At 38.0% G+C, this 14,779-nt stretch carries 13 protein-coding genes and 1 riboswitch; of the genes, 12 read left to right on the plus strand and 1 reads right to left on the minus strand.

The features are described 5' to 3' along the window. Window positions 1-121: 121 nt before the first annotated feature. Window positions 122-1,450 carry an APC family permease gene (locus P9Q65_RS01275; protein ID WP_304507271.1) on the minus strand — a complete coding sequence of 443 codons (1,329 nt, stop codon included), beginning with the start codon at window positions 1,448-1,450 and terminating at the stop codon, window positions 122-124. Between the two features lie 168 nt (window positions 1,451-1,618). Next, a riboswitch (glycine riboswitch) is annotated at window positions 1,619-1,723 on the minus strand. A gap of 180 nt (window positions 1,724-1,903) precedes the next feature. Here P9Q65_RS01275 and P9Q65_RS01280 point away from each other — a divergent pair. From P9Q65_RS01280 to P9Q65_RS01335, 12 genes are all read left to right on the plus strand, one after another. Next, the gene (locus tag P9Q65_RS01280) at window positions 1,904-3,442 is read left to right on the plus strand and encodes a putative polysaccharide biosynthesis protein (protein ID WP_304507272.1); all 1,539 of its coding nucleotides are present in this window, start codon (window positions 1,904-1,906) and stop codon (window positions 3,440-3,442) included. A gap of 1,053 nt (window positions 3,443-4,495) precedes the next feature. Next, window positions 4,496-4,960 carry a Na+/H+ antiporter subunit E gene (locus P9Q65_RS01285; RefSeq protein WP_304507273.1) on the plus strand — a complete coding sequence of 155 codons (465 nt, stop codon included), beginning with the start codon at window positions 4,496-4,498 and terminating at the stop codon, window positions 4,958-4,960. Further along, the gene (locus P9Q65_RS01290) at window positions 4,957-5,277 is read left to right on the plus strand and encodes a monovalent cation/H+ antiporter complex subunit F (RefSeq protein ID WP_304507274.1); all 321 of its coding nucleotides are present in this window, start codon (window positions 4,957-4,959) and stop codon (window positions 5,275-5,277) included. The genes P9Q65_RS01285 and P9Q65_RS01290 overlap by 4 nt, the downstream gene beginning before the upstream one ends. Continuing rightward, entirely contained in the window at window positions 5,274-5,579 is a 306-nt protein-coding gene (locus tag P9Q65_RS01295) for a cation:proton antiporter (protein ID WP_304507275.1), read from the plus strand. The genes P9Q65_RS01290 and P9Q65_RS01295 overlap by 4 nt, the downstream gene beginning before the upstream one ends. Then, entirely contained in the window at window positions 5,576-5,830 is a 255-nt protein-coding gene (locus P9Q65_RS01300) for a hydrogenase subunit MbhD domain-containing protein (RefSeq protein WP_304507276.1), read from the plus strand. The genes P9Q65_RS01295 and P9Q65_RS01300 overlap by 4 nt, the downstream gene beginning before the upstream one ends. 1 nt (window position 5,831) lies before the next feature. Continuing rightward, window positions 5,832-6,737: a hydrogen gas-evolving membrane-bound hydrogenase subunit E gene (gene mbhE, locus P9Q65_RS01305; protein WP_304507277.1), complete on the plus strand. Its 906-nt coding sequence runs from the start codon at window positions 5,832-5,834 to the stop codon at window positions 6,735-6,737. Window positions 6,738-6,739: 2 nt separating this feature from the next. After that, window positions 6,740-7,114, plus strand: coding sequence for a sodium:proton antiporter (locus P9Q65_RS01310; RefSeq protein ID WP_304507278.1), 375 nt, complete (start codon window positions 6,740-6,742; stop codon window positions 7,112-7,114). After that, window positions 7,114-8,619, plus strand: coding sequence for a complex I subunit 5 family protein (locus P9Q65_RS01315; protein WP_304507279.1), 1,506 nt, complete (start codon window positions 7,114-7,116; stop codon window positions 8,617-8,619). The genes P9Q65_RS01310 and P9Q65_RS01315 overlap by 1 nt, the downstream gene beginning before the upstream one ends. 32 nt (window positions 8,620-8,651) lie before the next feature. Further along, window positions 8,652-10,118 (plus strand): complex I subunit 5 family protein, encoded by a 1,467-nt coding sequence (locus tag P9Q65_RS01320; RefSeq protein WP_304507280.1) that lies wholly within the window; start codon window positions 8,652-8,654, stop codon window positions 10,116-10,118. Window positions 10,119-10,136: 18 nt separating this feature from the next. Then, window positions 10,137-11,615 carry a complex I subunit 5 family protein gene (locus P9Q65_RS01325; RefSeq protein WP_304507281.1) on the plus strand — a complete coding sequence of 493 codons (1,479 nt, stop codon included), beginning with the start codon at window positions 10,137-10,139 and terminating at the stop codon, window positions 11,613-11,615. Between the two features lie 18 nt (window positions 11,616-11,633). Next, window positions 11,634-13,592: a complex I subunit 5 family protein gene (locus P9Q65_RS01330; RefSeq protein WP_304507282.1), complete on the plus strand. Its 1,959-nt coding sequence runs from the start codon at window positions 11,634-11,636 to the stop codon at window positions 13,590-13,592. Window positions 13,593-13,695: 103 nt separating this feature from the next. Continuing rightward, on the plus strand, window positions 13,696-14,772 hold the full coding sequence (locus P9Q65_RS01335; RefSeq protein WP_304507283.1) for an FAD:protein FMN transferase: 1,077 nt from the start codon (window positions 13,696-13,698) through the stop codon (window positions 14,770-14,772). Window positions 14,773-14,779 lie beyond the last annotated feature (7 nt).

Here is a 14,779-nt window from a genome sequence, read left to right on the forward strand (position 1 = left end):
TGTAATATGGGTTTTTTCTTTTTTCTTTTTAAAAACTCTTGTAGGAGTGAGTTTTTATTGCCTAAGGCATATGGAGGGAGCCATATGCCTTAGGGGGAGAATATGAAAAGCAAATCAATTTTTACTGTGTTTTCTTTTTTGTTGTTGCATTATAAATGGGCAAACCAATTAAGGTCAAAATGATACTGCCGATTGCTAAAATTCTTGTTGTAGAACCCGACATAAACAATTGATTTAAAACGACATAGATACCACTAATAATTGCGATTGCAGGAATAACAGGATATAAAGGCACCTTGTAGGTTCTTACAAAATCTGGCCAGATTTTTCTTAATCGAATGACTGCAAAAAAGGTTAATGTGTAAAAAATCCAGCAAGCAAAAACTGCTAAATCTGTTAAACGATTAAACTGTCCACTGATTGCAAAAAGACAACCCAGACCACCAACCAAGATGATGGAATTTGTGGGAACCTGTGCTTTGTTTAGCTTTGCAAGTTGGCTGCTAAAAGGCAGAGTTCCCTCTTCTGCCAAGGAATAAGCTACACGAGAACCTGCAAGAACAAAGCCGTTTGTGGCACCCAAAACAGAAATCATAATACCTACGGAAATAATTTTACCGCCAATGTCCCCAAAAATTGCAATTGCTACAGCAGAGGCAGGGGCAGGGAGGTTCATCAATTCATTTGCGGGCAATACCCATAAGTATGCTAAGTTGATGGCGAAATATACTGCCATAATTGCGGAAACACCACCGATAATTGCGACGGGCAAGTCTTTACCAGGATTTTTCATTTCACCGGCAATAGCCCCAACATTGGTCCACCCTTCAAAGGCAAATAAAACAGCAACCATCAACTGACCAAGTACAACCCCAGGATTTAAGCCGTCTGAAACCATAGGGGTAAAAATTGGGTTTGCGCCGGAACCGCGAAGAAACCCGAAAATCATAAGTAAAATTAAAGGAATTAATTTGCAGATTGTGAATATAATCTGCACACCACCGCCAACGGCGGATCCAAGGTTGTTCAAAATAATAATAAGTATGATAGCGCCAATTGCTATAGGCAATCGGAAACTTTCGCCTACAAAAAGGGTTGCCTGTTCTGCAAAAATAACAGCCAATGCAGCAATCATGGCAGGATAAAATAAAATACTTTGCATCCATCCGGCTAAGAAGCCGACTTTTTTACCAAAAGCTTCTTCCAAGTATGCAACCATACCACCTGTTCTTGGAATCATAATGGCAACTTCTGCAAAGGTCATTGCTGCAGCGATACAAACCAGACCGGTAATGAGCCATGCCAGCATGCCTAATCCCGGTGCACCTCCGGTTGCTGTATAAATGGCTTGCGGCTTAAAGAAAACCCCAGAACCGATTACGCAGCCTACTACTGTTGCCATTGCTGTGGATATTCCAAGATTTCTTTTCAATTCTTGCTTTTTTTCCATGTTTTTTCCCTCCAATAACGTGAAAATTGAGTAAAATTACATAGTTCGCTGATTTTTTCGCAAAGAAAAAAGGATATACAAGCAGTATATATGCCTATATATCCTCTGTACCTTCACCTGAAAGCATTACTTCGACGGCGGTCTTTTTCAAGACACTCTCCAGAGTTCCATCCATACAAGGTTCTTTGCACCTGAAAGTTTCTCCAAAAACGGCTCTTTTGGATTGCTCCATCGGTTCTTATTATAAAAAATAAGATCTCCCATGTATATCAACTGGCTATATGTAATTTGTAGAGTCAGTATACAATCTTCAATGCAAATTGTCAATAGGTTTATTGCAATATTTTTAATTTAGTAAACGATTGTTTATTTTTATTATGTTTGTAAAAAAGTATTTCTTTATTGCCATATTTTTTCATAATATGTACCAATACCCGTACATAAGGTGATGGAATGAGTAAAAAAACGATTATCACAGGAACGTTGATTTTGACAACGGCCAATTTAATTACAAAATTCATGGGATTCTTTTATCGCGTGTTTATGTCCAATGCCATTGGCGCAGAGGGCATGGGCTTATACCAATTGATACTGCCTATTTATGTTTTAACTTGGAGTATAACCTCGGCAGGGTTTACAACAACTATTTCCCGTTTGAGTGCCCAGGAAAATGTTCTTGGTCAATCAGGAAATATTGGGCGCATCGTAAAGCAATCCATTTTGCTTTCCCTAGGACTCAGTCTCATTGTTTCTAGCTGTTTATTTCTGTTTTCAGATCAAATAGCGCTGAGTCTTCTAAAAGATGGCAGAGCAGCTCTTTCTTTGCGCTTACTTTCTTTTGCAATACCCTTTATGGCAGCAGGTTCTTGTTTTAGAGGCTTTTTCATTGGTTTACAGAATACTTTGATTCCTGCGTTTTCTCAAGTCCTAGAGCAAGCAATTCGTATTTTGACAATTTATTTATTAGCCGGCATTTTTGTTCCCATGGGCTTAACTTATGCGTGCTGTGCGGCTGTTGCTGGTGTAGTATTGGGGGAATTTCTTTCCTTTGTTTTTGTTATAATTAGTTACTTACGATTTAAAAGAAGGAAAAAGATGATTAAAAAGCCAAGTCTTTCTCCTTTTGCAGCATGTAATATGATTTTAACCATGGCGATTCCTCTTTCTGCAACGAGAATAGCCGGTTCTTTGCTTGCCACCACAGAAAATATATTGATTCCCCGACAATTGCAACTATTTGGTCAGAATGCGCAAGAAGCATTAAGTTCCTATGGTGAATTAACAGGTATGGCAATGCCTTTAATTTTATTGCCGTCTGCCTGTTTAATGGCGGCCTCTGTTTCTTTGGTTCCTGAAATTTCCGAGGCTTGTGCCGTACAACAAAACCATAGAATTAGCCAAACCGTGTCTGTAACCTTTCTGTTCACGTTTATTATCGGCATTGGTGCGGCAGCTTTATTTGCAGTTTTCCCCAGGGAAATTTGCTATATCGTATATAATCGCCAAGGGTTGGGAGAACTTTTATTCCCTTTGGCATTTCTTTGCCCCTTTATATATGCCCAAACAACCCTACATGGTTTGCTAAATGGAATGGGTGAGCAGTTTTTTTTATTCCGTAATAACCTAGTTACTTCTGTAATCACCATTGCTGGCATCTGGTTTTTTATGCCTTTATATGGAATTCCGGCTTTTTTGGTTAGTTGGGCACTGGGTCTTGTATATTCTGTGGGATCTTGCTTGTATAAGCTTTACATACGCACGGGCGTTTTTCCCGAATTTGGCGATTGTTTCATAAAGCCTCTTTTGGCAGGGGCAGCCTCCGGCCTGATTGTACGCTACATTATTCGCATTTCAACACCGTCAAAAATTCTATTTTTCCTTTCCTTGATGGCAATGGGACTGTTATACCTTGTTTTCCTTTTACTCCTTGGATGTTTTTCAAAAGAAAATATGACAACTTTTATGGGAGAAAAGAGTAAAAAACATAGATAGTGTGAATTAGTGGGGTGATGCAAAGGATAATTTTTTTGTCAGTATAATATTAAGCCAAAAAAGATAAAGAAGATGAAAGAGGGAAATACTAAATTGAATTAGTGTTTTGTTTCTCGTTGCAATGACGAGGAAAATGGAATGAAACTTGCTCTTTTTCAAAAAAACGAAAAATATTTCGTTTGGAAGAAAAATTGCTAGTAGATATTTTTATGTATGCATTGAAGGAATGAAGCTTCAGTTTTTTCCATAAATAGCTTCATTTTTCAATACTTTTTAAAGTAGAAGTGCTTATGTGGAAATACAAGCTTCTTCAGTAAACTACATTGTGTTCAAAAAAACCATTTAATTATTGAATAATTATAATTGTTTTTTAATATTACTGCAGAATTATGAAAAGGCAAAATGCACAAAAAAAAATCGGCAGATAAAAAGCAAGAAAGGTTTTTACAAAGGAAAAACAACGAATTTTATTTTTTGTTCGGGAATAATCAATATATTCAATGGTCTTGTCAGATAAGAGAAGAAAGAAGTGGGTTGTAATTTTATATTGATTTTAGCGGGAGTTTTATAATTTATGGTTTTGAAACATCGCAAATGAACCTTTAAAATTATATAATTTAAACAAAAATATGCTTTAATTAACGGGTAAAATGAGTGAAAGATATAAGAAATGCAATATTACCAATAAAAATCACAAAAGTAAATTGTTACTTATTATGTGATACTTGACATTTAGGCATATTTAGACCATAATATAATAGTTGAATTAGGGTATATATTTTATGGATATGCATTTGTTCAGAAAGCTTATTTCAGTTATCGTGTTAAGATTTCGTAAAAATTTGAGATTCTTTTTTTATGATATTTGTGGGTCTGTTTATATTATTTTTAAAGAAAGAGTTGCAAATTTCAATCGATTAGGGGTGATTTTTCTGAATACAAAATGCAACAGAAAAAGGGAAACTCTGTGAAAATGAAAACAGATAATAGAATGGCATTCAGATAGTTATGAGGTTTTAAATTTATTATTTGACAGGGGGAAAGGGTGAAGATATGTTTTTCTTGCTATTTTTATTATGGATTATATTTAATGGTAAGGTTACTTTAGAAATTGTTTTGTTCGGTATTGCTATTTGTGCGTGGCTTTACTGGTTTATGTGCAAATATTTGGGTTATCATGCGAATAAAGAGATGAGGATTTTAAAACACATGCATCTTTACATTAGGTTTTTTTTCATATTAGCACTTGAAATTATAAAGGCCAATATTGCCGTTATTCGTATTATTCTATCTCCCAAAAAAGAATTTGAGCCAGCCATTGTAAAGTTTAAGACAGATATAAAGTCTGATCTTGGAAGGGTATTTCTTGCAAACTCTATTACTTTAACGCCGGGAACATATACCATTCAGCTGGAAGATGATGAATATCTAATTCATGCGTTGGACAAGCCTTTTGGGGAAGATTTGAATGATTCTGTTTTTGCCAAAGAAATAAGGGAGTTGGAGGCGAAGTCATGAGTGTGTTTATGAAAAACGTGTTGGAATTTGCTTTGGGGGTTCTCTCTTTGGGAGTTTGTGTCGTTTTTGTTCGAGCAATCAAGGGTCCAAGATTTACGGATCGTATTGTGGCAATCAATATGATCGGAACTATGACAACCGCAATTATTTGTATTCTATCGGCATATTTAAATGAAGTTTGGCTGATTGATGTTTCGTTGGTATATACGTTATTAAGCTTTTTGGCTGTGGTTATTATTTGCCATGTAGTTACGTTGCATCATAAAGGTAGAGAATTGTTCTTAAAAAGAAGAAAAGAGGAGGCGGAAGAAAAATGAGAGAAATAATAGCGGCAATTTTTATTATTATGGGCATTATTGTTTTTTTGCTTTCTATGTTCGGGGTTTTTCGATTTAAATATGTTTTGAACCGAATACATGCAGCCGCTTTGGGAGATACTCTTGGGTTGGGATCAATAGTCGTAGGATTGATGATTTTGGGCACTGATTTTTTTGCCGGTGCCAAGCTTTTCTTAATCATCTTATTTTTTTGGCTGTCTGGACCAATTGCAACACATAGCATTGCAAAGGTTGAAATACTGACGAACAAAAACTACGAAGAGAGGGTGCGTGATAAATGAGTACTGGAATTCAGATTATTTTACTTGTGTTTTTAATCGTTTGTGCTTTGGCAGTTTCGTTTACAAAAAATTTATTCATAGCAGTTATCGTTTTTATGGGCTATAGCTCCATTATGGCGGTAATTTGGTTACTATTGGAATCCCCCGACCTGGCTATTACTGAAGCAGCTGTAGGAGCAGGGGTAGACAGTGTTTTATTCTTCCTCACACTGAAAAAAGTTCATTACCTGAAAGGTACGCGTGAGGGCTGATATGGGAGAGAAGAAATCAGTTTGGGAACACTTAAAAGCATGGGTGGATGGAGAGGAAGTCATCCTAGATGCTGATAAATATATTGTTAATAGATCTAAGAGAGAAAAAAAAAATTGGCGACGCAATTTCTCCATGGAATATATAAGAGGGAATGTCAAACTTTACAGATTTTTAAGTATTGCAATTAGCGTATTGTTTATTGGAATTATGCTCTCTGTTGTAAATGATTTGCCTGAATTTGGTAATCCTGCCAATCCTGCGGACAATGAAGTTATGGAACGTTATCTTGAAAGCGGGATTGAGGAAACGGGTGCAACTAATTTTGTTGCCGGAATGATTCTGGACTATCGTGCATTTGATACTTTTGGAGAAGCTAATGTTTTATTTTTGGCAGTCATGTGTGTTGTTCTTTTGCTAAAGAAGGATCAAAAAAATTACAGTGCAAAGGAAGAGCAAGAAAATCGAGAGGACGACTTTTTTGATGAAAACGAAAAACGTCCAATTTTACAAATTGGTGGTAAATTGTTAGCTCCGCTGATAATCCTATATGGCATTTATGTCATTTTGAATGGGCATCTTTCACCAGGAGGGGGATTTTCCGGGGGAACAATTATTGGAGCAGGATTGATTCTTTATGCCTCTGCTTATGGACAAAAAAAGATGCAGACTTTTTTTACATTCCGGACATTTACACTTATATGCGTGGGAGGACTTTTAACATACTGTGCTTGCAAAAGCTATTCCTTCTTTACAGGTGCCAACCATGTTGGGTTTGAAATTCCCAAAGGCATACCCGGACATATTTTAAGCGCAGGTTTTATTTTGCCACTAAATATTTGTGTAGGTTTAATTGTTGCGTGTACCATGTATGGTTTCTATGCTTTATTTACTAAAGGAGATATCTAACTATGAATCATCTGGGAACAAATTTTTACGAGGCGGTTTCGGTCATTCTGTTTGGAATTGGCTTTATGAATCTGCTATTGCAAAATAACCTGATCAAGAAATTCATTGGTCTGAATATCATGGATACGGCAGTTTATTTGTTTTTAGCGGCAAAAGGCTATATTTGGGGGAGAATGGCGCCCATTTTAACTGATGGAATTGTGGATGCTTCTTATTATATAAATCCAATTCCAGCAGGTCTTGTTTTAACAGGAATTGTTGTATCTGTAAGTGTCACTGCTTTTTCTCTGGCATTGGTTCAGCGTCTTTATAAGCATTACGGCACGTTGAATATGGACGAAATCATGAAATTGTCCAGAGAGGAGGAAGGGGAATAATGGAGCATATAAATTTGGTACATAATATACCCTTTTTCAGCATTTTTCTGGCAATGCTTTGCGGTATTATTACTGCATTGGTAAAGAATGGTAGAGTAGCCTATAAAATTCATACAATAATGGTTCTTGTTGTTGGTATCATGTCAGGAATTTTATTGGCCAGTGTCGTCAAAAATAATGAAATTTTTACTTTTATGATGGGTCATTTTCCTGCTCCTTGGGGGAACGAATTAAGGGCAGGTCCTTTGGAAGCGTTGATGGCAGTTACTTTTAGCATCGTTATGCTTTTAATGGTAAGCGGTGGTTCAGAATTTATTTTTAAGGATGTGCTTCCTGAAAAACAACCGCTGTACTTTATTATGTTAAATGCGTTATTTGGTGCCATGCTTGCTTTGGTTTACACAAATGATATTTTTACCGCTTATGTTTTCATAGAAATTAATACCATTGCTTCTTGTGCATTAATTATGGCAAAAGGAACACCGCAATCTATGGTGGGAACGACGCATTATTTGGTAATTAGCCTTTTAGGTTCCGGTTTGTTTCTTTTGGGTGCCTCTATTTTGTATAGTATTACGGGACATCTTTTATTTCCCCAAATGAAGGAAGCAATTTTGGAAATTATAAAAACAGAGCAATATAGACTACCTTTATTAGTAGTAACTGGTTTTATGTTCATTGGTATTGCAATAAAAAGTGCGTTATTTCCTTTTCATTCTATGTTGCCGGGGGCTTATCATGCAGCGATACCTACTTCCAGCGGGATCTTATCCGGTTTGGTTTTAAAAAGCTATGTAATTTTAGGCATCAAATTGATATACTGTGTGTTTTCGGAGTATGTGATGGAAACATTAAAAATTACTGAGGTTTTATTTGCTTTCGGTTTGGCAGGAATGGTAATGGGGTCTGTTTACGCCATGAAAGAGCGCAAGATGAAACGAATGCTTGCCTATTCTTCTGTGGCACAAATCGGTTATATTTACATGGGTATTGGTATGGGTACTCGTGTTGGGATGACTGCTGCGTGTTTCCATATTCTTGCCCATGCGATAACAAAAACTTTATTATTCCTTTGCTGCGGCAGTTTTGTAGAAGACAGCGGCGGTAAAGAAAAAATTTATCATATGAGAGGTGCGGCACATCGCAACCTGCTGGCTGGTGTTGGCTATACCGTTGGCGCATTATCCATGGTTGGTATTCCTCTTTTAGCAGGCTTTATTTCAAAGGTATATTTTGCAACGGCATCGGTATATTCATCGGGTAAAATGGCCGCAGTTCTCATTGTTTTAGGTGTTAGTATGGTGTTAAATGCATTGTATTTCTTGCCTTCTGTTATTGCAATCTGGACTCCTGTGAAGGGGGCTGAAAGCAGACCGACTTCTTCAGTTTCTCCCGTGTTTGCCGTTTCTATTGTTGGGTTTATTATTCTGAATTTTGCTTTGGGAATTTATTATCGCCCGATAACTCGTATCATTCAAATGAGCATTGACTTATTAGTACAATAGATAACAAAACGGTGAGAGGATGAGGTGAAAAAATGTCTGGAAATACGATACTGTTGCTTCCGGTAATTCTGCCATTTATAGCGGGGATAATAATCGGTTTTATTAAGAATGAAAAGCAACGGAATATGATGGTTTTTATAACGCTTGCCGTTGAATTGGCTCTCGTTGTTTATTTTATGATGACAGGTGGCGATTTGACAGTATGGCATATGACACAAAGACTTACAATTGCCTATCATATAGACGGTATTGCGAAATACTTTGCTTGTATAATCAGTATTATTTGGTTATTGGCAGCGATATTTTCAATGGAATATATTAAGCATGAGCATAAGCAAGCACGTTTTTTTATGTTTTATGTAATGTCCCTAGGTACTTTAATTAGCCTATGTTTCTCAGCCAATATGATTACGATGTATCTTTCTTATGAATTTATGACCTTGCTAACCTTTCCATTGGTGATTCATTCCCAAGAGGTACAAGCAGTAAGGGCAGGAATGAAGTATTTAGGATATTCTATTTTTGGTGCTGGACTAGGCCTTCTGGGTTTTTTCTTCCTAAATACCTACTGCGTAACGACAACGTTTGCGCCCGGTGGAACATTGGATTTTGTTCTTGCTCGGGGAAATGAGAATCTTTTGTTGCTTGTGTTCTTTCTTATGGTGGTTGGTTTTGGTTGTAAAGCGGGTATGTTTCCCCTTCATGCATGGTTACCCACAGCTCATCCTGTTGCACCGGCTCCTGCCTCGGCAGTGCTTTCGGGTATTATCACAAAGGGTGGTGTCATTTGTATCATACGTGTGACATTTTACTTGTTTGGGGCGGATTTTATCAGAGGATCATGGGCACAAACAACTTTACTGATATTAACGCTGATCACAATCTTTATGGGCTCCATGCTGGCATATAAAGAAAATTTGCTGAAGAAAAGGTTGGCTTATTCTACGGTTAGTCAGGTTTCCTATGTTTTATTCGGGCTAATGCTGTTAACCCCTGTTGGCTTTGCGGGAGCATTACTTCAGGTGGCTTTCCATGCGGTGGGAAAGAATATTCTATTCCTTAGTGCCGGTGCTATGATTTACAAAAAAGGAACAACTTTTGTAAATCAGCTTCGTGGGGTTGGAAAAGAAATGCCTATTGTTATGTGGTGTTTTGCCATTGCGGCATTATCCTTGGTAGGTATTCCGCCAACAGGAGGCTTTGTGAGCAAGTGGTTTTTGGCACAAGGTGCATTAAGCTCCTCATTGGGTGCACTTGCTATTGTTGGTGTGGCTGTTCTTATGGTTAGTGCTTTGCTGACAGCTGGATATTTGTTATCTATTGTCATAGATGGATTTTTCCCGGGAAAAGATTTTGATTACGAAGCCCTTGAGAAAAAAGAGCCAAATTACTTGATGACAATGCCTCTGGTAATTTTAACAATATCGGTTGTATTACTAGGGATTTTCCCGGTGTATTTAGAAACTTTTATCAATAGCATTAGCGGCGTAATTTTTTAAGGAAAGGGTGGGAACGTTATGAATGGATTTGCAACGATCTTACCGGTGATCTTTCCGATCATAGCAGGGGTTGCGCTGCTGCCGGTAAAATTTAAAAATAGAAAGCAACGAGAAGCATGGGTTTTATCTATAACGATTATTAATACAATTTTTGCACTTTATGCAATTTATTTTGCAGAAGCAGGTGTTGTCACATTATTCCATTTTAGTGAGAGGTTATCGTTAACACTGCATGTAGACGGATTATCCAAAGTTTTTGGAACAATGGTCTCCATTTTATGGGTAATTACTACGGTTTATGCTTTTGAGTATATGACCCATGAAGGAAGGGAAGACAAATTTTTTGCCTTCTTTACCATGACTTATGGTGTGGTTTTAGGTGTAGCTTTTTCCGGAAATTTCCTAACCATGTATCTATTTTATGAATTTTTGACCTTGGCTACCCTGCCTTTGGTTATGCATGCAATGGATGATAAGGCACGCCATGCCGGAAAAACATATATTTTTTATATGATGTTTGGTGCCGCCTTAGCGTTTATCGCTTTTGTATTTTTATATTGCTACGGCGATGGACTGGAGTTTGTTTATGGCGGCGTGTTGAATCGACAGCTTGTGGCAGGGAATGAGTATACATTACAAATTGTGTTCTTGGCTGCTTTTTTTGGATTTGGCGTGAAGGCGGCAGTTTTACCGTTCTATCGTTGGCTGCCAAAAGCTTCCGTAGCGCCTACCCCTGTTACGGCGTTACTTCATGCGGTTGCGGTGGTAAAGTCGGGTGTATTTGCCATTGTCCGTCTGATTTATTTTAGTTTTGGTACAGAGTTCCTCATCGGAAGCTGGGCACAAAGCGTAATACTGATTGCTGCAGCAATTACCATTGTATTTGGCTCCACGCTTGCGTTGAGAATGCCTCATATTAAAAGAAGATTTGCTTATTCCACAATTTCCAATCTTTCTTACATTGTTTTTGGTGCAGCACTTATGACACCGGCAGGCCTTACAGCCGGACTTTTGCACATGATTTATCATGCGGTAATTAAAATAACACTATTTTTCACAGCCGGCGCAATTTTGTATAAAACACATAGAGAATATTTATATGAAGTGGAGGGTTTCGGAAGACTCATGCCCATTACCTTCTTAAGTATGGCTTTAACAGGAGTTAGTTTGGTTGGGGTACCGCCTTTTGCAGGCTTTCATAGTAAATGGGCATTGGCAACAGCGGCGGTGCAGTCGGGGAATCCAGTGGCATATATCGGCATTTTTGCGCTGATTATTTCTGCGGTTTTAACGGCACTGTATATTTTTTACATTATCGTTCGAGCTTATTTTCCAAGGAAAAAGGAGTATCCTAAAGGGTATTATGAGCATGTTTCAGACCCTAATTATTATATGACAGTTCCTTTGGTTGTTTTAACAATTATTACGGTAGTAATCGGACTTTTCCCGTCCAACCTTCTTTCTATTTTAGAGAAGGTTGCAACAGGAATTATTTAAGAAAGGAGGAAAACGAATATGGAAAAAAATATTGTTTTACCGTTATTGGTTTTCTTCCCCATGGTAGCGGCGGTTTTAAGCTACTTGATTGGACGAAAAAATAAAGAGGCAAGGAATATATGGGTTTCTATTGTAACTTTTTTGGTTATGATTGGAACATTTATGCTAGTTGGAAAAGATGCAAGCTATTCTTTGCCGGGATTTTGTAGTTTAGGCTTGAGTTTCGAGGGAGATGGCCTTCGAGTGATATTGGCCATTGTAACCTCTTCCATTTGGTTTATTACAACCTTATTTTCAAAGGAATACTTCACTCATTTTTGCAATCGAAATAGATATTATTTCTTTATGTTGATGACACTTGGGGCAACCTTAGGGGTGTTTCTTTCTGGGGATTTATATACAACCCTTATTTTCTTTGAAATTATGTCCTTTACTTCCTTTGTTTTGGTTATTCATGAGGAAAAGGAATCAACCATTCGTGCAGCAAAATCTTATTTGGGTGTTGCAATCATTGGTGGTTTGGTAACATTGATGGGCTTGTTTTTGATGTATCATATGGCGGGCACATTAAATATTGATGCGTTGGCTGAGTTTATGGCAGCACAAGAGGACAAACGTGCTTTTTATGCAGTAGGTGTATTAATTCTCTTTGGTTTTGCAGCAAAAGCAGGCATTTTCCCATTGCATACATGGCTGCCCGAATCATATCCTGCGGCACCGGCACCAGCAACTGCTTTGTTATCTTGCGTTTTATCAAAGGCAGGCATTTTTGGTGTTTTGGTTTTAAGTTGCAAAATTTTTTTGCATGATGCGAACTGGGGCGGTTTTATTTTGTTCCTCGGTGTGATTACCATGGTACTTGGGGCTGTTTTAGCTGTCTTTTCCGTTAATTTAAAAAGAACATTAGCATGCTCTTCCATGTCTCAGATTGGGTTTATTGTTGTGGCAATTGGTATGCAAGGGTTATTGGGATCTCATAATGCCTTGGCAGCAGGGGGAACAATACTTCATGTTATAAATCACTCCTTATTAAAGCTGGTTTTATTTTTATCAGCTGGTGTTGTTTATATGAACCTTCAAAAGCTGAATCTCAACGAAATCAGGGGTTGGGGCAAGGATAAACCGTTACTGAAAATTTCCTTTCTTATGGCAGTACTGGGTATCGGGGGAATTCCGTTTTGGAATGGTTATATCAGTAAAACCATGATACACGAGAGTATTGTGGAATATATTGAAATTTTGCATGAGGCAGGACTGGCAACAGGCTATATGCAAACAGTAGAATGGTTATTCCTATTTTCCGGCGGTTTAACCTTGGCATACATGACAAAGATATTTGTTGCTTTGTTTGTAGAAAAAAATCCTTATGCTGAAGGAAATTCTAAAAATATCCATGAGCCTTATATGAGCAAACTTTCCGCCATTCTTTTGATTGTATGTGCAGTGATATTACCTGTAATCGGCGTAGTACCCCATATGACTGCTGACAAAATTGCGGATGCAAGCTATCACTTTATGGGTGCCCATGCGCCAGAGCATGCTGTGCATTTCTTTGCTTGGATTAATTTAAAGGGCGCGGTTATTTCTGTCGTGATTGGTGCTTTGGTGTACTTCCTGTTTATTAGAAAAGTACTTATGGTGAAAGATCATAATGGAAATTTGGTTTATGTAGATCGTTGGCCAGTGGGATTAAATTTGGAGAACAAAATATATCGTCCGGCATTATTAAGCTGGCTACCCTTTATCGGCGCTTTCTTTGCTCGTTTGGCGGCCTCTTTGACGGATGGATTTATTTCTATTTTGCGTATGCTTATCTTTAATGATGACACCGGTAGGGTAGTCCCCCCGGAGGATCAGTATTTCTCAACATATGCTGATTCGGATGATGACGAGGAAGTTTACGGCGAGGGTTTTGCAAAAAGTCTCTTGATGATTGGAATTGGTCTTGCTGTTGCAATGCTGTATATTTTATTTTAAAAGAAAGGTCGTATCGAAACGGTACGACCTTTCTTTCATTGACACAGGGATTGGGAGCAGTTAAAATAGAATAAGACAAGTATTATGCAGGGAGAACCAATTTATGAAAAAATTCAAATTAATAGCTATATGCCTATGTTGTGCCGTTATTTTTGGCGGATGTGTAGAGAAAAGAGAGGAAGCCAAGGAGATGCTTTCTAAATCTTCGGAGGAAGACTTACATGAAATGACAACTTTTGCTATGGATACGGTGATGCAGTTTTCCATATATAATGAAAATGGCGAACAGCTTTTAACAGATGCGGAGCAAGAAATTCGCAGATTGGAGCGGCTGTTTTCGGTAACTATGGAGGGTAGCGAAATTACCAAGCTGAATAACCAGGCGGGGTTGGGACCGGTTTCGCTTTCCGAAGATACGTTGAAAATATTAAACCGAGGCAGGGAAATCGGTGATCTTACCAATTACGCATTTAATATTACCATATCGCCTGTTGTAAAGGCTTGGGGTTTCACAACAGACGAAGAAAAACACGTTCCATCCCAAGAAACATTGGATAGTTTATTACCATTAACCAACCCTAAGGATTTGGTTATCAATGAAGGTGCATCCACAGCGGAATTATTAAAAAAAGGAATGGCAGTTGATTTGGGTGGAATTGCAAAAGGGTATACTTCCGATGCAGTTACAGCGTTGTTAAAAGAAGAGGGAGTCACCAGTGGGTGGTTTTCTTTAGGGGGAAATGTTTCTGTTATAGGCAAGAAACCGGATGGAGAGAAATGGAAAGTTGCCATTGAAAGTCCCTTAGATGCCAATGATAGTGTAGGGATTTTAGAGGTAGAAGACTGTGCTGTTATTACTTCCGGCGGATATCAGCGATATTTTGAAGAAAACGGAAAACGATATCATCACATAATTAACTCCAATACTGGGTATCCTGCGGATAAGGGTTTGATATCTGTTACCATTATTAGTAAGGATGGCACCAAAGCAGATGGCTTATCTACTGCATTGTTTGTGATGGGCTTGGATGATGCCACAAATCTCTGGCGAAACAGTAACGATTTTGAAGCCGTTTTTGTTACGGCAGACGGAAAAGTCATTGCGACAGAGGGGGCGGCTGACTTCTTTACTTTTGATGGTACGGATAATGACTTTATATATGAAACAATAAAGCGATAAGGAGGGA

The organism is Anaerotignum sp. (assembly GCF_030625865.1).
GTDB lineage: Bacteria > Bacillota > Clostridia > Lachnospirales > Anaerotignaceae > Chakrabartyella.

What these genes read in the sequence shown, in the direction of transcription:
- P9Q65_RS01275 (WP_304507271.1), bottom strand. Translation starts at nt 1,450, where the DNA reads ATGGAAAAAAAGCAAGAATTGAAAAGAAATCTTGGAATATCCACAGCA.
- P9Q65_RS01280 (WP_304507272.1), top strand. Translation starts at nt 1,904, where the DNA reads ATGAGTAAAAAAACGATTATCACAGGAACGTTGATTTTGACAACGGCC.
- P9Q65_RS01285 (WP_304507273.1), top strand. Translation starts at nt 4,496, where the DNA reads ATGTTTTTCTTGCTATTTTTATTATGGATTATATTTAATGGTAAGGTT.
- P9Q65_RS01290 (WP_304507274.1), top strand. Translation starts at nt 4,957, where the DNA reads ATGAGTGTGTTTATGAAAAACGTGTTGGAATTTGCTTTGGGGGTTCTC.
- P9Q65_RS01295 (WP_304507275.1), top strand. Translation starts at nt 5,274, where the DNA reads ATGAGAGAAATAATAGCGGCAATTTTTATTATTATGGGCATTATTGTT.
- P9Q65_RS01300 (WP_304507276.1), top strand. Translation starts at nt 5,576, where the DNA reads ATGAGTACTGGAATTCAGATTATTTTACTTGTGTTTTTAATCGTTTGT.
- mbhE (WP_304507277.1), top strand. Translation starts at nt 5,832, where the DNA reads ATGGGAGAGAAGAAATCAGTTTGGGAACACTTAAAAGCATGGGTGGAT.
- P9Q65_RS01310 (WP_304507278.1), top strand. Translation starts at nt 6,740, where the DNA reads ATGAATCATCTGGGAACAAATTTTTACGAGGCGGTTTCGGTCATTCTG.
- P9Q65_RS01315 (WP_304507279.1), top strand. Translation starts at nt 7,114, where the DNA reads ATGGAGCATATAAATTTGGTACATAATATACCCTTTTTCAGCATTTTT.
- P9Q65_RS01320 (WP_304507280.1), top strand. Translation starts at nt 8,652, where the DNA reads ATGTCTGGAAATACGATACTGTTGCTTCCGGTAATTCTGCCATTTATA.
- P9Q65_RS01325 (WP_304507281.1), top strand. Translation starts at nt 10,137, where the DNA reads ATGAATGGATTTGCAACGATCTTACCGGTGATCTTTCCGATCATAGCA.
- P9Q65_RS01330 (WP_304507282.1), top strand. Translation starts at nt 11,634, where the DNA reads ATGGAAAAAAATATTGTTTTACCGTTATTGGTTTTCTTCCCCATGGTA.
- P9Q65_RS01335 (WP_304507283.1), top strand. Translation starts at nt 13,696, where the DNA reads ATGAAAAAATTCAAATTAATAGCTATATGCCTATGTTGTGCCGTTATT.